This is a genomic window from Arthrobacter sp. FW306-2-2C-D06B (assembly GCF_021789175.1).
Lineage (GTDB): Bacteria > Actinomycetota > Actinomycetes > Actinomycetales > Micrococcaceae > Arthrobacter.
In genome coordinates this window covers 464166-486739 of record NZ_CP084560.1, presented here as the reverse complement: position 1 = coordinate 486739, position 22574 = coordinate 464166, and the positions used below count along the sequence as shown (strand labels likewise).

Annotated in this window: 21 protein-coding genes; 17 read left to right on the top strand and 4 right to left on the bottom strand. The window is 65.0% G+C overall.

Features of this window, described 5'->3' with window-relative positions; genetic code table 11:
- Positions 1-35 precede the first annotated feature (35 nt).
- Together aceA and aceB are read left to right on the top strand one after the other, a co-directional pair.
- The gene (gene aceA, locus LFT47_RS02480; protein ID WP_236814856.1) at positions 36-1364 is read left to right on the top strand and encodes an isocitrate lyase; all 1329 of its coding nucleotides are present in this window, start codon (positions 36-38) and stop codon (positions 1362-1364) included.
- Between the two features lie 452 nt (positions 1365-1816).
- A complete protein-coding gene (aceB, locus tag LFT47_RS02475) occupies positions 1817-3469 on the top strand; it encodes a malate synthase A (protein ID WP_236814854.1) in 1653 nt (550 codons plus the stop codon).
- Between the two features lie 203 nt (positions 3470-3672).
- Here the strand turns inward: aceB and LFT47_RS02470 are convergent, their stop codons facing one another.
- Positions 3673-4869 (bottom strand): MFS transporter, encoded by a 1197-nt coding sequence (locus tag LFT47_RS02470; RefSeq protein ID WP_236814842.1) that lies wholly within the window; start codon positions 4867-4869, stop codon positions 3673-3675.
- An 82-nt stretch (positions 4870-4951) separates the two neighbouring features.
- Complete coding sequence (locus LFT47_RS02465) at positions 4952-6172, bottom strand: ROK family transcriptional regulator (protein ID WP_236814840.1); 1221 nt, start codon at positions 6170-6172, stop codon at positions 4952-4954.
- Positions 6173-6359: 187 nt separating this feature from the next.
- On the opposite strand from LFT47_RS02465, the gene LFT47_RS02460 reads away from it, so the two are divergent.
- The 14 genes from LFT47_RS02460 to LFT47_RS02395 all read left to right on the top strand — a co-directional run bounded on the left by LFT47_RS02460 (position 6360) and on the right by LFT47_RS02395 (position 20367).
- Positions 6360-7433 carry a Gfo/Idh/MocA family protein gene (locus LFT47_RS02460; protein ID WP_236814838.1) on the top strand — a complete coding sequence of 358 codons (1074 nt, stop codon included), beginning with the start codon at positions 6360-6362 and terminating at the stop codon, positions 7431-7433.
- Positions 7430-8230, top strand: a complete 801-nt coding sequence (locus LFT47_RS02455; RefSeq protein WP_236814836.1) for a hypothetical protein — start codon at positions 7430-7432, stop codon at positions 8228-8230. The genes LFT47_RS02460 and LFT47_RS02455 overlap by 4 nt, the downstream gene beginning before the upstream one ends.
- Before the next feature lie 134 nt (positions 8231-8364).
- On the top strand, positions 8365-9681 hold the full coding sequence (locus tag LFT47_RS02450) for an ABC transporter substrate-binding protein (RefSeq protein ID WP_234752582.1): 1317 nt from the start codon (positions 8365-8367) through the stop codon (positions 9679-9681).
- Between the two features lie 10 nt (positions 9682-9691).
- A complete protein-coding gene (locus tag LFT47_RS02445) occupies positions 9692-10654 on the top strand; it encodes a carbohydrate ABC transporter permease (RefSeq protein WP_236814834.1) in 963 nt (320 codons plus the stop codon).
- The gene (locus tag LFT47_RS02440) at positions 10654-11547 is read left to right on the top strand and encodes a carbohydrate ABC transporter permease (protein ID WP_236814832.1); all 894 of its coding nucleotides are present in this window, start codon (positions 10654-10656) and stop codon (positions 11545-11547) included. The genes LFT47_RS02445 and LFT47_RS02440 overlap by 1 nt, the downstream gene beginning before the upstream one ends.
- Before the next feature lie 47 nt (positions 11548-11594).
- Positions 11595-12344, top strand: coding sequence for a sugar phosphate isomerase/epimerase family protein (locus LFT47_RS02435; RefSeq protein WP_236814830.1), 750 nt, complete (start codon positions 11595-11597; stop codon positions 12342-12344).
- Positions 12341-13486 (top strand): Gfo/Idh/MocA family protein, encoded by a 1146-nt coding sequence (locus LFT47_RS02430; RefSeq protein ID WP_236814828.1) that lies wholly within the window; start codon positions 12341-12343, stop codon positions 13484-13486. Before LFT47_RS02435 ends, LFT47_RS02430 begins: the two co-directional genes overlap by 4 nt.
- Before the next feature lie 9 nt (positions 13487-13495).
- Complete coding sequence (locus LFT47_RS02425) at positions 13496-14680, top strand: Gfo/Idh/MocA family protein (protein WP_236814826.1); 1185 nt, start codon at positions 13496-13498, stop codon at positions 14678-14680.
- Positions 14681-14727: 47 nt separating this feature from the next.
- Positions 14728-15726: a sugar phosphate isomerase/epimerase family protein gene (locus LFT47_RS02420; protein WP_236814824.1), complete on the top strand. Its 999-nt coding sequence runs from the start codon at positions 14728-14730 to the stop codon at positions 15724-15726.
- Between the two features lie 99 nt (positions 15727-15825).
- Positions 15826-16695 (top strand): TolB family protein, encoded by an 870-nt coding sequence (locus LFT47_RS02415; protein WP_442863430.1) that lies wholly within the window; start codon positions 15826-15828, stop codon positions 16693-16695.
- 127 nt (positions 16696-16822) lie between these two features.
- The gene (locus LFT47_RS02410; RefSeq protein WP_236814822.1) at positions 16823-18157 is read left to right on the top strand and encodes an MFS transporter; all 1335 of its coding nucleotides are present in this window, start codon (positions 16823-16825) and stop codon (positions 18155-18157) included.
- Between the two features lie 123 nt (positions 18158-18280).
- Positions 18281-18811 carry a GNAT family N-acetyltransferase gene (locus LFT47_RS02405; protein ID WP_236814820.1) on the top strand — a complete coding sequence of 177 codons (531 nt, stop codon included), beginning with the start codon at positions 18281-18283 and terminating at the stop codon, positions 18809-18811.
- A 101-nt stretch (positions 18812-18912) separates the two neighbouring features.
- Positions 18913-19611 (top strand): DsbA family oxidoreductase, encoded by a 699-nt coding sequence (locus LFT47_RS02400; protein WP_236818265.1) that lies wholly within the window; start codon positions 18913-18915, stop codon positions 19609-19611.
- A gap of 114 nt (positions 19612-19725) precedes the next feature.
- Positions 19726-20367, top strand: coding sequence for a TetR/AcrR family transcriptional regulator (locus tag LFT47_RS02395; protein ID WP_236814818.1), 642 nt, complete (start codon positions 19726-19728; stop codon positions 20365-20367).
- 68 nt (positions 20368-20435) lie between these two features.
- Here the strand turns inward: LFT47_RS02395 and LFT47_RS02390 are convergent, their stop codons facing one another.
- Both LFT47_RS02390 and LFT47_RS02385 read right to left on the bottom strand, forming a co-directional pair.
- On the bottom strand, positions 20436-21077 hold the full coding sequence (locus tag LFT47_RS02390) for a LytR C-terminal domain-containing protein (protein ID WP_236814816.1): 642 nt from the start codon (positions 21075-21077) through the stop codon (positions 20436-20438).
- Positions 21078-21162: 85 nt separating this feature from the next.
- Entirely contained in the window at positions 21163-21462 is a 300-nt protein-coding gene (locus LFT47_RS02385; protein WP_059388531.1) for a type II toxin-antitoxin system VapB family antitoxin, read from the bottom strand.
- 170 nt (positions 21463-21632) lie between these two features.
- On the opposite strand from LFT47_RS02385, the gene LFT47_RS02380 reads away from it, so the two are divergent.
- Positions 21633-22541, top strand: a complete 909-nt coding sequence (locus LFT47_RS02380) for a hypothetical protein (RefSeq protein WP_236814814.1) — start codon at positions 21633-21635, stop codon at positions 22539-22541.
- Positions 22542-22574: the final 33 nt, after the last annotated feature.

Below are 22574 nucleotides of genomic sequence, written 5' to 3'. Positions count from 1 at the left end.
GCAACACGCCAAAGTAGCGTCAAAGGAGACAGACAATGACCGCAGCATTTGAACCAGGACAGCCCGCCGCTCAGCAGACAGCAACCGAGCAGGCCGCCGCACTGGAGCTCGAATGGGCTGCCAACCCGCGTTGGGAAGGCGTCACCCGCGATTACTCCGCCACCGACGTCGTCCGCCTCCGCGGCCGCGTCTCCGAAGAACACACCCTGGCCAAGCGCGGCTCCGAGAAGCTGTGGAAGCAGCTCACGGAAGAGGCCAAGACCGGCGGCTACACCAACGCCCTCGGTGCGCTGACCGGCAACCAGGCCGTGCAGCAGGTCAAGGCCGGGCTTCGGGCCATCTACCTTTCCGGCTGGCAGGTCGCCGCCGACGCCAACAACTCCGGCCACACCTACCCGGACCAGTCGCTCTACCCGGCCAACTCGGTCCCCACCGTGGTCCGCCGCATCAACAACGCCCTGCTCCGCGCCGACCAGATCGAATTCTCCGAAGGCATCCAGACCGTCGAGGACTGGCTGGTCCCGATCGTCGCCGACGCCGAAGCCGGCTTCGGCGGCCCCCTGAACGCCTACGAACTCATGAAATCCATGATCCAGGCCGGCGCCGCGGGCGTGCACTGGGAAGACCAGCTCGCCTCGGAAAAGAAGTGCGGCCACCTCGGCGGCAAGGTGCTCATCCCCACCCAGCAGCACGTCCGGACCCTGAACGCCGCCCGCCTCGCGGCCGACGTCGCAGGCACCCCGACGGTCGTTATCGCCCGCACCGACGCCGAGGCAGCCACCCTGATTACCTCCGACGTCGACGAGCGCGACCAGGAATTCATCACAGGCGAACGTACCGCTGAGGGCTTCTACAAGGTCCGCAACGGCATCGAACCCTGCATCGCCCGCGCCAAGGCCTACGCCCCGTATTCCGACCTCATCTGGATGGAAACGGGCACCCCGGACCTCGAGCTCGCCCGCAAGTTCGCGGAGTCCGTCAAGGCCGAGTTCCCGGACCAGATGCTCTCCTACAACTGCTCGCCGTCCTTCAACTGGCGCAAGCACCTGGACGACGCCACGATCGCCAAGTTCCAGCGTGAACTCGGCGCCATGGGCTTCACCTTCCAGTTCATCACCCTGGCCGGCTTCCACGCCCTGAACTACTCGATGTTCGACCTCGCCCACGGCTACGCCCGCGAAGGCATGAGCGCCTACGTCGAACTCCAGGAAAAGGAATTCGCCTCCGAGTCCCGCGGCTACACCGCAACCAAGCACCAGCGCGAAGTCGGCACCGGCTACTTCGACGACATCGCAACTGCGCTCAACCCGAACGCATCCACCCTGGCCCTGGTGGGATCCACCGAAGAAGGCCAGTTCCACTAAAACTTCCCGTTCGACGGGGGCGGCATCCGTCCCGAGCTAGCCCGGCTCGCCACTGTCCTTTCCTTGGTCACCAGGGGCGCAGCTCGCCACCGGCCTACGGACCGGCAATGCTCTGCCTGCTATTCCCCACGTCCCGGTTTCGACCTCGCTGAGCGAGGACGGACCGGGACGCAGGGCCCCTTTTACGCAGGCTGCCGCAATACCGGCCCTCCGGCCTCGAGCGTAAGGCGCCTTTCCGGCAGCCGGGCAAGGTGATCCGGAAGCGTGCGTAAAAGGGGCCCTGTCCCCGCCCCGGCCGAGCTTTGCGAGGCCTTTTCGGGCGGGGATGGGGAATAGCACGCGGAGGATTGCCTTGGTCGGCCCCGCAACCCAGCCACGGACCCGGCACCGTATCGAACCCCCAGCTAAACAGGCCCGCCGTCGAACATTTGCTTCTCCGAGGAGAGATTGAAATGAACAGTTTCACCGACAATTACACGATCAACGGCATCACGCTGACCGCCCAGCCCATCCACCGGCAGAACGAGGTTCTTACCCCGGATGCCCTCGACTTTGTGGCAACCCTGCACCGCGCGACGGCGGAGCGCCGCCAGGAGCTCATGCAGGCGCGGCACACCCGCCGCGGGCAGATTTCCAGCGGCCAGGACCCGCGGTTCCTCCCGGAGACCGCGGACATCCGGAATGATCCGAACTGGCGGGTCGCTCCCCCGGCCCCGGGCCTGGAAGACCGCCGCGTCGAGATCACGGGGCCGGTTGACCGGAAGATGACCATCAACGCGCTCAACTCCGGCGCCAAGGTGTGGCTGGCCGACATGGAAGACTCCTCTACCCCCACCTGGCGCAACGTCATCCAGGGCCAGCTGAACCTCACGGACGCCCTGGAACGCCGGATCGACTTCACCTCCCCGGAGGGCAAGGAGTACAAGCTCCGTGCCGCCGAGGACCTGCCCACGATCGTGGTACGGCCCCGCGGCTGGCACCTGCCGGAGAAGCACATGCTCATCGACGGGAAGCCCGTTGCCGGTGGCGTGGTCGATTTCGGTTTGTTCTTCTTCCACAACGCCCGCCGCCTGCTGGCACAGGGCAAGGGCCCGTACTTCTACCTGCCCAAGATCGAGAACCACCTCGAAGCCCGCCTCTGGAACGACATCTTCATCCTGGCCCAGGATCTGCTCGGCATCCCGCAGGGCACCATCCGTGCCACGGTGCTGATCGAGACCATCACCGCCGCGTTCGAAATGGAGGAGATCCTCTACGAGCTGCGTGATCACGCCTCGGGCCTGAACGCCGGCCGCTGGGACTACATCTTCTCCGTCATCAAGAACTTCCGCACCCGCGGCCCCCGCTTCGTACTCCCGGACCGCTCCCAGGTCTCCATGACCCAGCCGTTCATGCGCTCCTACACCGAGCAACTCGTCCGGGCCTGCCACCGCCGCGGCGCCATGGCGATCGGCGGCATGGCCGCGGCCGTTCCCAACCGCAAGGACGAGGCAGCCAATACGGCAGCGTTCGAGAAGGTCCGCGCGGACAAGACCCGCGAAGCCGGCGACGGTTTCGACGGTTCGTGGGTTGCGCACCCGGACCTGGTTCCGGTGTGCCGCGAAGTGTTCGACGGCGTACTCGGCGACCGTCCGAACCAACTGGACCGCTCACGCGAGGACGTCACCCCCGACGACCGCGCGCTGATCGACGTCGCCTCCACTGTGGGCACCATCACCGAGACCGGCATCCGGAACAACATCGAGGTGGGCATCCGCTACATCGAGTCCTGGCTGCGCGGCAACGGCGCCGTGGCCATCCACAACCTCATGGAAGACGCGGCCACCGCCGAGATCTCCCGCTCACAGCTGTGGCAGTGGATCTACTCCCACGCCATCACCGACACCGGTGAAGTCATCACCCGCGAGTGGATCAACGACCTCCTGGACGAAGAGTTCGCGCGCCTGGAACGCTTCGACGACGACCGCTTCAACGATGCCCGCAGCATCTTCGAAGAAGTCACCCTCGCCGAGGAGTTCCCCACCTTCCTGACCATCCCGGCCTATGCCCGATACCTCACGGAAGCCCGCGAGGAAGCCACCAAGGAAGAACTCGTAGCCGCTTGAACACGTAGATAAAAGCCCCCGCCGCTGGGCTGCCTGCACTCTTCGCAACAAGTGACCCCGATGGCCGGGGAGGCAGCCCAGCGACGGAACCCGGAACCGCCCAACTGACTCGCAGTTGTTGTCGTTTTGAAGCCTCATAACGACAACAACTGCGAGCTAGTTGGGTGTACGACGCCGGCCCACACCTGCCGCTGCGATCTCGCCTAGCGTTGACGGGCCACCCAGCGCACCGAGAGGGTGGTGCAGACACAGAACGCGGCGACCGAGCCAAGGATCACCAGAAGCGGCACCGTCCAGCTGCCGGAGATGCCGTGCACGTAGCCGATGATGGTTGGCGCCAGGGCCGCGAAGCAGTAACCCACCCCTTGCACGACGGCGGACATCCTGCCTGCCGAGGCTTGGTCGCGGGCGAACTTGATGATGGCGATGAAGATGACCGTGATGCCGCCACCCTGCGCTATTCCACCAAGGGACGACCACAGCCACCACCAACCCGGGGCCAGCAACAGACCCAGGGGCACAGTGAGCCACAAGGCACCCAAGGTGGCCGCCACCGCCGTCGTACTGGCGAAGCGGGCGAGCAGCGGCACGCCGAGCCCGCCCACAATCGCGAAAATCTGGAAGAGCGACGATCCCGCGCCGGCTTGCGCGGTGCCCATGCCCAGCTCATCGGCCAGGAAGCTTGGGAGCCACGCCGTCACGCCGTAGTACGAAAACGCCTGGCCGGCGAAGCCGAGCGTCAGGCCAACGGTCAGCCAGCCAACACCGGAAGCCTTGCCGCCCCGCGAGCCCGAGGCAGCCGGAACCGCAGCGGGAACGAAAGCCTGCCGGGCGCCGACGGTGGGGATCCAGAACAGGATGGCCGCCAGGGCCAGAAGGGCACTCGCCGCGAGGGCAAGCCGCCAGCCCACGAGTTCTGCGAGCGGGGCTGTGGCCACGGAGGTCAGGAAGGACCCGATGTTCAGCGCCGCCGTGTACACACCCATCGCGGTTGCCTGGCGTCGTGGCGCGAAGTCCCGGCGGATGATGAGTGGCACCGCGATGTTGCCGATAGTGATGGCGAGGCCGATGATGACGGTGCCCACCATGACCGGAACACCACCGCCGCTGGAGCGGATCACGACGCCGGCCAGCACACCCACAAGCGTCAGCATCACGGCGAACTCGGCGCCGAACCTTCGTCCGGCCATCGAGGCCAGAGGCGCTGCGAGCGAGAAGCAGAGCACGGGAATCCCCGTCAGCAGCCCGAGTTCAACGGGCGAGAATCCAAGATCCCGTTTCAGGGAATCCACCACCGGCGCCACTGCGACGAACGGTCCCCGCATGTTGAGGGCGATGAGGCCGATGCACGCGAGGATCAGCCAGCCTCGTGGGACCTTGGCGAGGAATTGGCCGGTCATGGGGCGCAGTGAAGGGCGAGGAAAGTAGGCATCACCTTCATTGCTATCACGGCATGCCCCAGCGGAACGCCATAGTGGCCTGTCAGCCCGTTGCTTGGAGCGTGGCTTCGATCACGGCCGGAGACAAAACATGCTGGGTGACCATCTGGCTCGCACCGAGGATCGCGGCCTGGTCGCCCGCCATCGAGATGCCGATGCGCAGATGCGAGGTGGCCAATGGAAGGGAGCGCCGGTAGACGACTTCGCGGATGCCTGCCACGAGGTGCTCGCCGGCCTCGCCCACGCTGCCGCCGATGACGATCATGGAGGGGTTGAGCAGGTTGACCACGGTGGCCAGGACGTCGCCGACGTCGCGTCCCGCCTGCCGGAGTGCCTGGATGGCCTGGAGGTTCCCCTCGGCTACCAGCCGCAGCACGTCGCCGCCGTTGGTAGCCGCCAGGCCTTGGGTTTGCAGCTGGCGCGCGACGGCGGGTCCGGAGGCCAGAGCTTCAAGGCAGCCGTAGTTCCCGCAACGGCAGAGGACGTCGTCGCCGCGGGGAACCCGGACATGGCCGAGGTCCCCGGCAGTGCCGTTGGCGCCGCGCTGCAGTTCACCGCTGCTGATGATGCCCGCGCCGATGCCCGTGGCGATTTTGATGAAGAGCAAATTGTCGTGGTCCGGCCAATACGCCGTGCGTTCGCCCAGGGCCATGATGTTGACGTCGTTGTCCACCAGGACGGGAACGGGCAGCGAGCGCTGCATGTAACGGACTACATCGAATCCGTCCCAGCCAGGCATGATCGGCGGTTTGATCGGCCTGCCGGTGTCGTGTTCCACCGGGCCGGGCAGTCCGATCCCGATACCGGCAAGGTCGTCAAGGTTGCGGTCGGCTTCGGTGAGAAGCTCGCGCCCCGCCGCCACCACCCTGCCGAGCACCACGTCGGGACCGTCTGCGACTTCCTGCGCGAGGCGCCGCTCGGCCAGGACTGTTCCGCCGAGATCGGTGACCGCGACGATCACGTGCGTCGCTCCGACGTCGACTGCCAAGACAACCCGGGCCGCCGGGTTGAAGGCAAAGCGCGACGGCGGCCTGCCGCCGCTGGAACTCGCCTCACCTGCGGGGCCCACGAGCCCGGAGTTCATGAGGGCATCGATGCGCGAGGCGACGGTGGAACGGGCCAGTCCGGTAGTGAGGGCGAGTTCGGCCCGGGTCCGTGCCTGGCCGTCGCGAAGAAGCTGAAACAGGTCTCCCGCACGCGAAAGGCTTCCGGCGTCCTGTACAGGGCCGTCCTTGCCGGGCTCTTTTCCGGGTGCTGAGGTCATGCATCAGTGATAGCACGATTGCTTATGCGTGTCACGCAGTAAAAGATTGCCGATCTATTTTCAACTTTTGCTTGCTCATCGACAAAAGTCGACATAGGTTGTTCTCAGTTAGTTGTGAGAAGGATCACGCAGCCCACGAAGCCGCGCCGAAACTCCCGAGACTCCGTTTACGAAGAGGTAACTGATCTTGTCCAGCCAGTCACAGGCAACAACCAAACCCCTCGGCGTCGGCATCCTTGGCGCCGGTCCGGTCACCCAGGCAATCCACCTTCCTTCCCTCGCCCGGCTCCGGAATATCCTGGAAGTCCGCCACATCATGGACGTCGACGCCGCTGTCGCCGAATCGGTCGCAGCCCGCGTCGGCGCGAACTTCAGCACCAGCATGGACCCGCTCCTGGGCGATCCCGACGTCGACATCGTGGCCATCTGCAGCCCCCACCAGTTCCACGCGGACCAAGTCATCGCCGCATGCCGCGCGGGAAAGAAAGCCGTGCTCTGCGAAAAGCCGTTCGCCATGAGCGGCGAGGAGGCGGCCCGGATTTCGGCGGTCAGCGAGGAAACCGGCGTGCCGATCATCGTGGGCGCCATGCACACTTTCGATCCAGGCTGGCTCGCAGCCGAAGCCAATTGGGGCGATCTCCCCGAGAACGTCCACACCATCCGTTCTTCCATCGTCCTTCCGCCCAACGCCCGCTTCGAAGACTTCGCCACCGAAATCTTCACCCGTCCAGCAGGGGGCACCCCTGACTACAGCGACATCGAGGTCATCAAGAACGCCCTCCGCGGCGGCATTATGGGACTCGCCATCCACGACCTTCCCCTCGTCCGCCGCTTCACCCCGGATTTCGTAGACCTAGAGGTCCTGCAGGCACGCCATGTACGCCCCTTCGGCTACGTGATCTCCCTTCGTTGCGGTGACCGGATCATCGAGCTCCGGGCAGCGATGAACAAGACGTGGAAGCCAGAATGGGCCTTCGAGGCGATCTCGGACGACGCAGCCCTTCGCGTGGACTTCACCCCTTCCTACGTGCAGGCGGGTTCCGCCGTCGCAACCATCACCCGCGGCGCCACAAGCACAACGTACGGACCGTTCGAGCACAACGGCTATGAGGGCGAATGGCGCGAACTCGCCCAACTGGCCCTCGGAACCAAGCAACCGCCGTCCGCCGAAAGCCTCATCAATGACCTCACCTTCGCGATAGCGATCGCAGACGCCACCGTGGATGTCGCAGCTGTTGAACATGCAGGAGTCCGCTCATGAGCCCCCAGTACACGGTTACGGCCACCCCGCAGGCAGAAGAGAGCGGCGCCGTGGCACTCGCGGTCGCTTCGCTTCCGGCAAGCTTCGGCCCGGTAGCAGCCGGGGAGGCCGCGCGGGTTTCCGCCATCGAAGGCGCTCCTGGTTGGACCACGGAGGCCATCAACGCGATCGACGGCGGGGCGTCCGGCATCGTCGTTGTCAATCCTGTCCCGGAAAGCACCGCCGCCCTGCTCGACGCCGCTGAACTGTCCGGCGTCGCGGTCGTCCTGGACCAGCGCTGGGCGTCCAATCCCGGCCTGGCCGGAGCTGAAGACGCCGTCCGCTCGGTAGCAGGCCGCGCCGCCATGCTGGACTCGGTCGCAACGGCCGCGACAGGCTCGAATCCTGAACGGCTGCTCACCGAGCATCTCGCTGCCGTCGTGCGCGTCACCGGTCGGCTGGACGCGCTTCGCGTCCTGCACTGCGGCACGCACGGCTACACGGTTTCCGGGCGGCTCGCCAACGGCGCTCCGGTTTCGCTCCAAGGCGTGCTGAGCAACTCCCGGCCCCCCGGCGTCGACTTCCGCCTCTACACCGACGACGGCGGTGTCAGCATCGCGGTCCCGGAACCGCTTGCCGCCTGGCCGGCGGCAGTCCGGGCCACCGGGCCCCAAGGAGAAATCCTCCTGCCCACGCTTTACGAATCCGCCCACCGCACCACCTGGCGCCGCCTCAAGGAACACCTCGACGCCGGTACTGTCCCCTCCGATCTGGCTGGCTTTGCGCGGCTGACGGAATCCATAGCGCACCTGACCTGAACCCGCACTTCTCCTCAACTACGCAATCAGCAGCATCGAGCAAAACAGCACCAAAAGCAATCATCAGCCTTCTCGACGACGAGCCGGACCGCACCGAATGCGAAGACCACGCAGCGGTCCCGAAAGGAATCATCATGAATGTTCAGTCCGAAGCCAGCCGCAATTTCTCCCGCAGGGGTTTCCTCGGCCTCACGGCGGCAGCAGCGGCTGTCCCCCTGCTCGCAGCCTGCGGAGGCGGCTCCAGCTCGAGCTCCGCTGGCGGCGCCATCAAGTTCTGGGACATGCCGTGGGCCACGCCGGCCTATAACGATGCCGCGAAGAAGATCACCGAGTCCTACGCCCCGACTGGCAGCAACGGCAAGGCCGGTTACCAGATCATTCAATGGAACAACTTCTACCAGACCTTCTCCTCGGCCATTGCGTCCAAGACCGGTCCCGCGGTGTCCACCGGTGGCGGTTTCCAGGCGTTCCAGTTCGACCAGCAGGGCCAGATCGCCTATGCGGACAAGGTCATCGACTCGCTGAAGAAGAACGGCCAGTTCGACGACTTCCTGCCCGGCGTGCTGGACCCGTTCAAGTCGGACAAGGGCTACGTCGCTGTTCCCTGGCAGCTGGACATGCGCGTCTTCTGGTACCGCAAGTCCCTCTTCGACCAGGCCGGCGTCGCACTGCCCACCGACTGGGCCTCGCTGCTTGACGCAGGCAAGGCACTGAAGAAGATCGGCGCCTTCGGCTTCGCCACCGGATCCGGCGCCGGCAACAACATCGGCAACCACTCGATGATCATGATGATGGTCAACAACGGCGGTGGCGTCTTCACCAAGGACGGCCAGCTGGACGTCATGAACGACCGCAACGTCGAAGCCACGGAATACCTCCTGGAACTGGTCTCCAACGGGATCATCGACCCCGCTGCAGTCAGCTACACCACGGACAACCTCAACGCGCAGTGGAAGGACAAGAAAGCCGCCTTCGGCCCGTACGTCCTGGGCGTGCCTGCTCGTGTCGGCGACACCTCCGGCGACATCATGGTGGCCAGCCCGATCGCAGGCCCGCACGGCGACAAGCACGGACTCGTTTTCCCGAACAACATCATGATGTACAAGAACACCCCGTCCCAGGAATCCTCCGAGGCCTTCCTGACCTACTACATGGGACAGCTCAAGGAGCTGTGGCGCCAGAAACTCATGAACGCCCTGCCGGTCTTCAAATCCATCACGGAGATGCCCGAATTCACGAGCGACGCCAACAACGTCAAGATCGTCAAGGAATGGCAGCCCATCGCCAAGACCTTCGCCGCGCAGGGCACCTCGCTCAACGCCAACCTCGCTGTCCTCGACGGCGGCCAGGCACTCAACCAGTTCACCCAGACCATCCTGACCGGAAAGACCGACGCCAAGACGGCACTCACGGCCTTCAAGACCGGCCTCGAATCCGTCATCAAGAAGTAAAGCCGTCGCCATGTCAACCACCACAACGCAGTCCGGCCTCGCCAGGGCCCGTCGGGGGCTCGCTCCCGGCGGGTCCGGCGGCGGGTCCCTGAACCGCAAGAGCAAGCTTTCGGGGCAGACCAAGCGGACGTTCTTCTGGCTCCTGCTGCCCTCGGTCATCCTACTCGTCCTGATCCACGGCTACCCGCTGGTCTACGCAGGCGTCCAGGCCACCCACGACGGCTCCCTGATCGACACGGGCAACTTCGTCGGCGTCGACAACTTCGGCCATGTCCTGACCTCCCCGGCCTTCTGGAAGGCCGCCCAGTTCACCTTGTGGTTCACCATCGTCGGCGTCTTCGGCTCCTGGCTGGTTGGCCTGGGCCTGGCCCTGCTGCTACGCACCAAAATCCCGGCGGGGGGCACCTTCAAGGTCCTCCTCCTCCTGCCTTGGGTGGTTCCGATCGTGGTCTCCTCCACGGCCTGGAACTGGCTCGTCGCCACTCCGGACAGCCTCATCCCCTCCATCTTCCGGAACCTCGGACTGGGCACGCCCCTGTTCCTGGCGGACCCCCACCTGGCCGCGGTCATGGTCATGGTGTTCAAGGTCTGGGTCAGCTTCCCCTTCATGATGATGATGATTTCGGCAGCTTTGGCCTCGGTAGACACCACCGTGTATGAAGCCGCCAGCATGGACGGTGCCAGCAAGTGGCAGCAGTTCACCCAGATCACCCTGCCGCTGATCGCCCGCTCCACCTACATCAGCTGGATCCTGATGACGATCTTCTGCGTCAACGACTTCCCCACCATCTACCTCCTTACCGGCGGCGGCCCCGTTGACGCCACTACCTCCCTCGTGGTCCTGGCCTACCGCACGGTCTTCCAGGACTTCCAGACCGGTCCCGGCGTTGCCATCGCCTTCCTCATGACCCTCACCCTCGTCGTCGTGTCGGTCTTCCTGTACCGCCAGATCCGAAAGTCGAGCGTCGAATAATGAGCGCAGTACTCCACGCCCACCCAGAATCCGGACCCGCGCTCGGTGTCGCGGGACCCGAAAAATCCCGCCGCGTCCTCTCCGAAGCAGGCATGCGAGGACGCTGGTGGCGGTTCGTCCTGATCCTTGCCATCACCGCCATCGTCCTGGTCCCGATCATGGTCACCGTGGTCCTGGCCCTGACCCCGGGCCCCAACAGCACCGCCACCGGCCTCACTTTCGAGAACCTCAGCAACGTTTTCTCCGAGACCCTGGCGGCCACCTGGCTCAAGAACAGCCTCATCACCACCGTCAGCACCGTGATCGTCGCCGTCGCCGTCGCAGCACCCGCCGGCTATGTCCTCTCCCGTGGCCGTTCCAGGGCCGTCTCCGGCTACTCGCTGCTGCTGTTCGTCATGCAGTCCCTGCCGATCATCACCTCGGTGGTGCCGCTGTTCATCCTGTTCGCAGGCCTGGGACTCGTGGACAACCTCATGGGACTGATCATTATCTACGTCGGCTCGACAATGACCGTGGCCACGTGGATGATGGCGGCATACTTCGATTCCATCCCGGTCAGCCTCGAGGAGGCCTCGTGGATCGACGGCTGCTCAGTCTTCGGATCCTTCACGAAGGTGGTGCTGCGCAATTCCCTGCCCGGCATCCTGTCCACGGCCATCTTCGCCTTCCTCCTGGCCTGGAACGATTACCTCGTAGCGATCGTGTTCCTGCGCTCCAACGAAATCTTCACCCTCCCCATGGGCGTCCAGTCGTTCTTCCAGCAAAACCAGACCGACTGGTCCGGCGTCATGGCCCTCGCGGTCATCATGATGCTCCCGCCGATCATCGTCTTCGCCACCCTGAACAAGTACTTCAGCGTCGGCGGCATCGGCGGATCCCTCGCCGGCCGCTAGCGGCCGTTAGTCAAACTTTCACGCAACCGACAACGCAAAGGAAAACCATGTCTTACTCCATCCAGCTGTACACCCTGCGCAATGCCATGCAGGAAGACCTGCCGGGCACCATCAGACGCGTTGCCGAGATCGGTTACACGCAGGTTGAACCCTACAATTTCGTGGCCACGGCGAAGGAGCTCGGCGCTGCATTGAAGGAGAACGGGCTGAGCGCCCCGTCCGGTCACGCGCCGCTGCTGAGCCAGGACCAGGACGAGATCTTCGCAGCCGCCAAGGAACTGGGCATTGCGACCGTGATCGATCCCTACCTGCCCGCCGAACACTGGCAGAACGCCGAAGACATCCAGGCGACCGCCGCAAAGCTGAACGCCGCGGCCAAGAAGGGCGCCGAATACGGCATCCGCGTCGGTTACCACAACCACGCTTGGGAACTGGAGTCCATCGTCGAGGGCCAGACCGCACTGGAGTACTTCGAAGGCCTCCTTGACCCGGAACTGGTCCTGGAAGTCGACACCTACTGGGCCTCGGTCGGTGGCCAGAACCCCGTGGAACTTCTCGCCCGCCTCGGTGACCGCGTTAAGTTCATCCACATCAAGGACGGCCCCGGCACCACAGACACGAAAGCCCAACAGCCTGCGGGCCAGGGCACCATCCCGGTGCTCGACGTCATTGCTGCCGCCAAGTCCCTGGAAGCGGGCGTCGTGGAGTTCGACGACTACGCCGGAGACATCTTCGAAGGCATCGCCGAAAGCCTCGCATTCCTTCAGGACAACGCAGCACAGGAAGTGAACGCATGAGCACCGCAACGCACCAGACCACCCCGTCCACGCCGTCTTCCCTCCGGGGGCCCGTAGGCGTCGCCGTCATCGGCGCAGGCAACATCAGCAAGGCCTACCTGGACAACCTAACGGTCTTCCCTGACTTGAAGGTCCACGTCATCGCAGACTTGTTCGAGGAAGCCGCGGAAGCGCGGGCCAAGGAATACGGCATCCCGGAGTGGGGTGGCGTTGACGCGGCACTGAACCATCCCGACGTCGAGATCATCGTGAACCTGACCATCCCGGCGGCGCACGTCGAGGTGGCAACAGCCGCTGTGAACGCGGGCAAGCACGTCTGGACCGAGAAGCCGTTCTCCCTGGACCGCGAATCGGGATTGGCGCTGTTGAAGACGGCCGACGCCGCGGGCGTCCGCCTGGGCTGCGCACCGGACACCTTCCTGGGCGCGGGGCTGCAGACAGCCCGCCGGATCATCGAACGCGGTGACATCGGCACCCCGCTGACAGCCCTGACCATGTTCCAGACCCCCGGCCCGGAGTCATGGCACCCGAACCCGTCATTCCTCTTCGCGCACGGCGCGGGCCCGCTCTTCGACATGGGCCCTTACTACATCACCGCCCTGGTCCAGACCTTCGGCTCGGTCCGCAAGGTCGCCGCCGTCGGCTCCAAAGCCAAGGACGTCCGCGTGGTCGGTTCCGGGCCCAAGGCCGGCGAGGAATTCCCCGTCGAGGTCCCCACCCACGTCAGTGCGATGCTCCAGTTCGAGGGCGGCGCCTCCTCGCACAGCGTCTTCAGCTTTGAATCCCCCCGCCTGCGGATGGGCTTCGTGGAGATCACCGGCACCGAGGGCACCCTGGAATTGCCTGATCCGAACTACTTCGACGGCGACCTCAAGCTTTGGCGCGCGGGAGCCGAGGAAGCGGAAATCATTCCCGCCACGGGACCGGCCAACGGCCGCGGTATGGGCGTGCTGGACATGGCCCGGTCCCTGCGCGCCGGTGTTCCGCACCGCGCCCAGGGAGCCCTTGCCTATCATGTGGTCGATACCCTGGTTTCCATTTCCGAGTCCGCCGAAACCGGCACCTTTGTAGGCGTCGACAGCTCCGCCGTGACCTCCCAGGCCCTCCCCGAGGACTGGGACCCGATGGCCGCCACCCTCTAGGAATCACTCATGACTAGCTCCGCCTCTGCCCCCACCACACCTCACGACGGCGAACCGGGCAAGAAAACCCTGGGTGTTGCCGCGATCGGCTACGCGTTCATGGGCAAAGCCCATTCCAACGCGTGGCGGAACGTGGGCAGCTTCTTCGACGTTCCGGCCTTCGAGCAGAAAGTGCTCGTGGGCCGGGACCCGGAACAGGTCGCCGAGGCCGCGGCGAAGTACGGGTGGAGCGAGTCCGCCACGGACTGGCGCTCCGTCCTGGAACGCGATGACGTCCATATCGTGGATATCTGCGCTCCGGGATGGATGCACGCCGAGATCGCCATCGCGGCGCTGGAGGCGGGCAAGCACGTGCTCGTGGAGAAGCCCCTCGCGAACACTTTGGCCGAGGCCGAAGCCATGACGGAAGCCGCGCGTGCCGCCCGGGCGCGCGGCATCCAGTCCATGATCGGCTTCAACTACCGCAGGGTGCCGGCACTCGCCCTCGCGAAGGAACTGATCGCCGAGGGCCGGCTCGGAACCGTCCGGCACGTCCGCGCCGCCTACCTCCAGGACTGGCTCGTGGATCCGGACTCCCCCATGACCTGGCGGCTCAACAAGGAAACCGCCGGATCCGGGGCCCTCGGCGACATCGCCTCCCACGCGATCGACCAGGTCCTCTTCCTCCTCGGGGACACCGTCACCGAGGTCTCCGGCCGGCTGCACACCTTCGTGGACAGCCGCCCCGGCGCGGACGGTCCGGAACAAGTAACGGTCGACGACGCCGCCTGGGCCACGCTGACACTCGCCTCCGGTGCGGTCGCCTCGGTGGAAGTCTCCCGCATGGCCACGGGCAAGAAGAACTCGCTCACGATGGAAATCTACGGCGACAAGGGCTCGCTCCTGTTCGACCTGGAATCCATCAACGAACTGGGTTTCATGGACGCCACGGTGCCCGTCAGGGAGCAGGGCTTCCGACGGATCCTGGTCAACGAGCCCGAACACCCCTACATGGACGCCTGGTGGCCCCAGGGCCACGTCATCGGCTGGGAGCACACCTTCACCCACGAAATCCGTGACTTCCTGGCCGCCATCGACGCCGGGACCCCGCCGTCGCCGTCGTTCGAGGAAGGACTCGCCGTCCAGCAGGTCCTGGCCGCCATCGAAGAATCCGCCGACGCCAAGTCCGCCATCATCCAGGTCGCCGGCCACTGACAGCCCTGGCCTGAAGCACGCCCCGAAACTTTTCCCAAGGAGAACCCATGCCCCGCCCGTACACCCTGTTCACCGGCCAGTGGGCCGACCTGCCCTTCGAGGAAGTCGCCAAACTCGCCTCCGGCTGGGGCTATGACGGCCTGGAAATCGCCGTGTCCGGCGACCACCTGGACGCCTGGCGCTGGGACGAACCCGGCTACGTCGAATCCAAGCTCGCCATCCTGGACAAGTACAACCTCAAGGTCTGGGCCATCTCCAACCACCTCAAGGGCCAGGCCGTGTGCGATGACCCCATCGACTTCCGCCACCAAGCCATCGTCGGGGCCAAGGTCTGGGGCGACGGGGACCCCGAAGGAGTGCGCCAACGCGCCGCCGAGGAGATGAAACACACCGCCCGCCTCGCCCGCGCGCTCGGGGTGGACACCGTCGTCGGGTTCACGGGCTCCTCGATCTGGCAGTACGTCGCGATGTTCCCGCCTGTCCCGGAGAAAGTCATCGAGGCCGGCTACCAGGACTTCGCGGACCGCTGGAACCCCATCCTGGACGTCTTCGACGAATGCGGTGTCCGCTTCGCCCACGAAGTCCACCCTTCCGAGATCGCCTACGACTACTGGACCACCGTCCGCACCCTGGAAGCCATCGGGCACCGCGAAGCGTTCGGCCTGAACTGGGACCCCTCCCACTTCATGTGGCAAGGCATCGACCCCGTCTCCTTCATCTGGGACTTCAAAGACCGGATCTACCACGTGGACTGCAAGGACACCAAGCTCCGCCCCACCGGCCGGAACACCGTCATGGGCTCCCACCTGCCCTGGGGCGACCCCCGCCGCGGCTGGGACTTCGTCTCCGCCGGACGCGGCGACGTGCCCTGGGAATCGAGCTTCCGGGCCCTCACCGCGATCGGCTACAACGGCCCGATCTCCGTGGAATGGGAGGACGCCGGCATGGACCGCCTCCACGGCGCCCCCGAAGCCCTCGCCGCCCTCAAGAAGTTCGACTTCCCGCCCTCGCAGACCTCCTTCGACGCCGCCTTCAACCAGGACTAACCACCCCTCTGGTTAGCGCGAGTTGGCAGCGGATGACCCCAAAATCCGATTTTGCGGGCATCTGCTGCCAACTCGCACCAAAGACGAAAGGACATCCGCATGGTGATACGGACACTTCGGCCCGGCCAGCGCTGCGAAGTATGGATCGCCTCTGCCACCGGCACTTCCGAGCTGGCCTTCACCACGGACAATCTGCTCCTGGAGGCACCCAACTGGACGCTCGATGGCCAGGCCCTCATCCTCAATGGTGACGGCGCCCTATGGCGGCTGGATCTTTCCGGTGGACTCGAAAAGGTCGCCATTACCGGCATCCCGGACCTCAATAACGACCACATCCTCGCGCCCGACGGCACCACCATCTACCTCTCGGCGAATGACGGCCGCATCTACAGCGCAGCCCTCGACGGCGGTGAGGCCACCAAGATCACGAACGACGACGGGTGGTTCCATTTCCTGCACGGCATCAGCCCCGACGGACAGACCCTCGCCTACGTCGGAATAGAAGCCGGCGACTTCACCCAACCGGGCCGGCTCATCACGATTCCAACAGGGGGCGGACCCGCGACCGCAATCGACGTCGACGGCCACTGCGATGGCCCCGAATACTCGCCCGACGGCGAATGGCTGTACTTCAATACCGAGGCCTTCACGGATCGGCCCGGCCACGCCCAACTTGCCAGGGTGCGGGCAAGTCACCGTGGCACGCCAGAACGCCTGCTTGAAAGCGCCACCGTTGACTGGTTCCCGCACCTCTCGCCCGACGGGCGCCTGGCCAGCTACATCCGCTTCCCCGGCGGCACGGTGGGCCACCCGGCGGACTTGCGGGTCGACGTCGTCCTTGTTCCCACGAGCGACTGGGCCACTCCGCTCCACACGTGGTCCCTCTTCGGCGGCCAGGGAACCCTCAATGTCAACAGTTGGTCACCCGACTCGGAGCGGTTCGCTTATGTTGCCTACCCCAGCAACTGACACGAACCCACACAAGGAACTCCCGCCAAAAAATTGTTGAACAATTCGTCCATGTGATGCATCATTGGGTGTAGGCCCCGATTGAGATCGGGATCACAAAGCCCGCCCAACGTTCCATGGAGGAACCATGTCCGCGACCACTTCGCCACGTTCAACACGGCGCAGCAAACCCTCGGCAGGCGCCATCAAGGCCTTCATTGCCAGCGTCACAGGCACCTCCCTGGAGTACTACGATTTCGCCATCTACTCCGTCGCCTCCGCGCTGGTCTTCCCCAAGATCTTCTTTCCCACGAACGACGAAACCACGGGCCTCCTGCTCTCCTTCTCGGCCTTCGCGGTGGGTTACCTCGCCCGGCCCATTGGCGGCGTTGTCTTTGGCCGGCTCGGAGACAAGATCGGACGCAAGAACGTCCTGGTCATCACCCTCATCCTCATTGGCGCGGCCACGGTCCTCATCGGCGCGTTGCCGGACTACCACACGATCGGCATTGGAGCCACGATCATCCTGGTCCTCCTTCGCTTGGCCCAGGGCATCGGCGTCGGAGGCGAGTGGGGCGGCGCCGTGTTGCTGTCCAGCGAGTACGCCAATCCCAGCAAGCGCGGATTCTGGTCGTCCGCAGCCCAGATCGGGCCGCCCGCGGGCAACCTGCTGGCCAACGGCGCACTGGCCGTCCTCGCCGCCGTCATGAGCAACGATGCCTTCATCGCTTGGGGTTGGCGCGTGGCCTTCCTCAGTTCGGCCATCCTGGTTGCCTTCGGCCTGGTCATCCGGCTCAAGCTCGAGGAAACCCCGGTTTTCAAGGCCATCGAAGCAACCGGCGAACGGCCCAAGGCTCCCATCAAGGAAGTCCTCACCACCCAGTTCCGTCCCCTGCTCGCCGCCGCGTTGTGCCGGATCTGTCCCGACGTCTTGTACGCCTTGTTCACCGTCTTTGTGGCGGTCTACGCCACCAAGGAACTGGGCATGACCACCGGCAACGTCCTGGGCGCAGTCCTGGTGGGCTCGGCATTCCAGTTGTTCCTGATCCCGGCCGCAGGAGCGGTCACGGACCGGTTCAACCGCCGGCTGGTCTATGGCATCACCGCCGCCGCAACAGCCGTGTACATCCCCCTGTTCTTCCTCATGATCCAGTCCCGCTCCGTCCTGGTGCTGACCGTCGGCGTCGTGATCGGCCTCGGGCTGCACGCCTTCATGTACGGCCCGCAGGCGGCCTTCATCACCGAGCAATTCCCGGCCCGGCTCCGCTATGCCGGAAGTTCCCTTGCCTATACGGTGGCGGGCGTCGTGGGCGGAGCAGTGGCACCATTGATCTTCACGGCCCTCTACGCCACCACCGGGAACTGGCTCCTGATTGCCGCCTACTTGCTCGCCACGGCGGTGGTCACCATCATCGGTCTCGCCTTGGGCAAGGATCCACAGCCGGAGGAGGATCTTCGCCTGCTTGCGGAAGCCAACGCCTAAGCAGCCCGATGGCTCCGCGAGCGCAAAGCTTGGGCGGGCCACCGCCGTCGTAATCTTTCCTGAAATGCCCCTTAAGATCAGTCTTGAGGGGCATTTCTGCGCCCGATTGCCAGAGAGGACCGCATGAGCCAGACAATCCGTGAAGCAACAGCGGACGACGCCGGACGGCTGGCGGAGCTTGCAGCCGTCACCTTTCCGCTCGCTTGCCCGCCGGACTCCTCGCCCGAAGACATCGCCGCGCACCTGCGCAGGACCCTCAGTGCGGAGAAGTTCGCGGAATACCTTGCCGATCCGGACGTCACCATCCTGGCCATCGACGCCGCCGGGGAACTCCGCGGCTACAGCATGCTGGTGGCCCGGCCCACCAGCGATACCGACGTGGCTTCGGCCCTGACGCTCAACCCGTCCACGGAACTGAGCAAGTGCTATGTGCATCCGGAACACCACGGACTGGGTGCTGCCGCGGAGCTCATGAAGGCCACTTTGGGCCGCGTTGCCGGCTCGGGTGCTGCTGGGGTGTGGCTGGGTGTCAACAGCCAGAACGCCAAAGCCATCCGCTTTTATGAGAAGAGTGGATTCAGGAAGGTCGGGACCAAGTCGTTCCGCCTGGGCGATACGGTGGAACACGATTTCGTGATGGAGCGGGCGGTCTAGGACGCCTGGACGCGCATGAGCGACGCGGAAATGGACCCGCTGTGACCAGTCCAACAGCCCATTCCGGGAATGCCCGGCCCCCGCTTCCGGTTGTCGCCACCATGAAGATTGAGATCTGGTCGGACGTCGCTTGCCCGTGGTGCTACATCGGAAAGCGCCGGTTCGAAACGGCCCTGGCAGAATTCCCCCACCGCGATTCGGTCGAGATCCAGTGGCGCAGCTACCAGTTGGACCCGAGCGTCCCGGAACACTACGACGGTACGGAGCTCGACTACCTGAGCAAGCGCAAGGGCATGAACCCCGCGCAGGTGAGCCAGATGTTCGAGCATGTGGCGTTGCAGGCAAAGGGAGAGGGCCTCAACTACCGCTTCGACGACGTCGTGGTTGCCAACAGCTTCACGGCGCACCGCCTCATCCACTTGGCTGCCGCCCACGGCAAGCAGGACGAAGCCAAGGAGCAGCTCCTGAGCGGCCATTTTGAACACGGCGAGGACATCGGAAGCCAGGACTACCTGACCAGGCTCGGCAGCGATTTGGGCCTTCCGGAGGCCGAGGTCGCGGAACTGTTCAGCACCGACAAGTACGTAGAGGACGTCCAGGGCGATATCGCCGAAGCCCGGATGCTTGGTGTCACCGGCGTTCCATTCTTTGTCATCGACCGCAAGTACGGACTCTCCGGCGCACAGCCCTCCGAGGTCTTCACCCAGGCCCTCACACAGGCATGGCAGGAAGCGAATCCACTGGTCGCCGTCGGCAGCCCCGACGCCGAAGCCTGCGGCCCCGACGGCTGCGCGATCTAAAACCTTTGCGCGAGCTTGCAGCAGATGACCCCAACATCAAGTTGAGAGGTCATCTGCTGCCAGCTCGCGCCGCACCTGCCCAACTTTACTGACAGATCCCTGTAAAGTGTCTGTATGCCTAGGATTACGGCCGCCAGCAATGCGGCGCAACGCGCTGAAACCCGACGCCGGGTCCTGACAGCTTTCGGCGAGTTGCTCTTCACACACGGCCTGCCCGGCTTGACCATGACCGACGTCGCTCGGCACGCCGGCGTCGGCCGGACGGCGGTATACAACTACTACGCCGACATGGAACAACTCCTCATCGCGTACGCCCTGGACGAGACCGAGCGATTCCTGGGCGACCTGCGCGAATCCCTTGCTGCACTGCAGAACCCGGTGGACCGCCTGGCCCTCTACGTGCGCGCCCAGGTGGAAGACCTGAGCCGCCGGCACCTCCCGCCGGGCCCCGCGATGGCGGCTGTCCTTTCTCCGGCTTCCTTCGCGAAATTGGCAGATCACGTCGGCGAACTCAACCTGCTGCTCCAGGACATCCTGCGCGACGGAATCGCGGCCGGGTACCTCCCGCCCACGGACGTCGGCCAGCTCGCCAGGCTCATCCACGGAACTCTGTCCTCCAGCGCAGCACGCGGCAATGCCGCGATCGGAGCAGAGCTGGACGAGCTTGAGGATCGGCTGGTCCAGACCGTGCGGTTCATCCAGTTGGGCGCAGGGGCAAGGTTCGACGACGCCGGGCGGCCCGCGCGCTTGGCGTGACCTTGCCGCGGGGCTAACGCTGTCCGCGGGCTCGCGCAGCCGCTGGCCCAGTCCGTGGAAGGCCAACGCTAAGGCGTCGGCATCACCGGCAGCTTCGCGTTGTCGGCGATCCGCTGCTCCAGGCGGGGGCAACTGAGCTTTCCCGGGGTGTTGTCCACGAGCTCCGGTGGCACCAGTGCCGAGAAACCGGGCGCGAGGATGAGGTCCACGGAGGCATCCGTGCGTTGGTCCTGGAAGTAGTCGGTGCCCGCGATGTTCCTCTGGATGTTGAACGCTGCCGCTTGGCCGCCGGATCCCGAAACAACCACGGCCGTGCCGGTGTAGCTGGTGGTGGAGTTGTCCACCGTGCCAACGTTGTATCCCCGCGCCTTCAACTGGTCCGCCACGTTCTTGGCCAGACCGACCCGGCCGGCGGCGTTGTAGATATTCACGCTGATCTTGTTGTTGGGCGTGTAGTCGAAAACAGTCGCGGGACACACGGCCGCCGGCGCCTGGCTTGCAACGGCGGAGGGAAAACGGATCACGCCGCTGATGACTGCCCACGCGCCCACGAGTCCGGCAACCACCAATCCGACGAGCAGAGCGAGAACGATCCCATGCAAGAGGCGGCGACTGAACCACCCAGGATGGCTCTCGGGTCCAGGAGTCTCGGCAAAAGTTGCCCGGAGTTCCGGACCGGTGACAACCCGATGCCCGTGCAGAATCGTCACGTCTTTCTGACGACCGGGACGTTTCCGGCGCTTCCTCGGATCCGCATTTTCAGGCACTGCCACCTGCTCCTCCGGGATTGTTTCGTTAACCATCTATCACCAGGACCCGGGCGTGGATGGCCGTACGCTGGTGGAGCGCGGTACGGACCGCACGGTGGAGCCCGTCTTCCAGATACAGCAGCCCTTGGTACTGCACTACATGTGGGAAAAGGTCGCCGAAGAACGTTGAATCCTCAGCCAACAGTGCTTCCAAGTCAAGCGTGCGTTTGGTGGTGACGAGTTCATCGAGCCGGACAGGACGGGGCGGCAGCGAGGCCCAGTCCTTGGGCGTGGAAAAACCATGGTCGGGGTACGGGCGTCCCTCGCCCACAGCTTTGAATATCACTTTGCAAGCCTAAAGAAGTAAGGCGTCCAAGGGAACTTCTGAGAAGTCGGTGACCAAGGTTGTGGCCAAAAGGTAACCGTTGACGGACGGTGCGTGCTGAAACAGTGCCGCCTGCCGCCGTCGGCCGTCACACCGCTGCCGCCATCAGGCCGGACTGACAGAATGGGTTCATGACTGCTTCAATGCCAGGCACGCACCCGGCTGCCCCCGCCCTCGCACTCCTCCTCGACGTCGACGGACCTGTCGCGAGTCCCGTGACGCGCGACGTGAAGCCGGAAATCATCGCCGACCTCGTGGGCTTGGCATCCGCGGGCATCCCCGTCATTTTCAACACCGGCCGTTCAGACGCCTTCATCCGCGAGCAGGTCATGGCACCCATGATTGCCGCCGGAATGCCTGCGGGAACGGTGGTCCATGCGATCTGCGAGAAGGGCGCGGTATGGTTCAGCTACACCTCGGGCGGCCCGGGACCCATCCATGTGGACCACGCCCTTGCTGTTCCGAAGGCCTACGGCGACGACGTCCGCCGCATGGTGGCGGAGGACTACGCGACGCACATGTTCTTCGACGAGACAAAGCGCGCCATGGTGTCGGTGGAACAGCATCTGGACGTCTCAAGTGACGACTACCTGGCAGAACAGAAGCTCTTCGACGCGGATGCTTTGGAGCTCATGGGCAGGCACGGGCTCTCCGCCGCGCTCCTGGATCACCACGCGCCAGAGTCCGACGACGCCGCCGACTACCGTCTGGATCCCACCATCATCTCCACGGACATTGAGTCCATCCGGCTCGGCAAGGACCTCGGCGCGAGCCGCGCGGTGGAACTCCTCGCAGCCCAGGGAATCACCCCGCAGGCCTGGCGGACAGTGGGCGATTCGCGCACTGACTACGCCATGGCGGATTGGCTCCACCACAATGACCACAGCGTCAAGCACGTCGACGTCCGGCCCGCCGACGGCGTGCCCAACAAGCCCTACGATGTTCTTACAGCCACAGACCTCGGCCTGGGCGACGACATCATTCACGACGACGCCGGAGGCGCATTCCTGCGCAGTTGGCGTGAAGCCTTGGCGGGCTAGGTCCACCAAGCCCGCGCGAACCACAACCTTTCG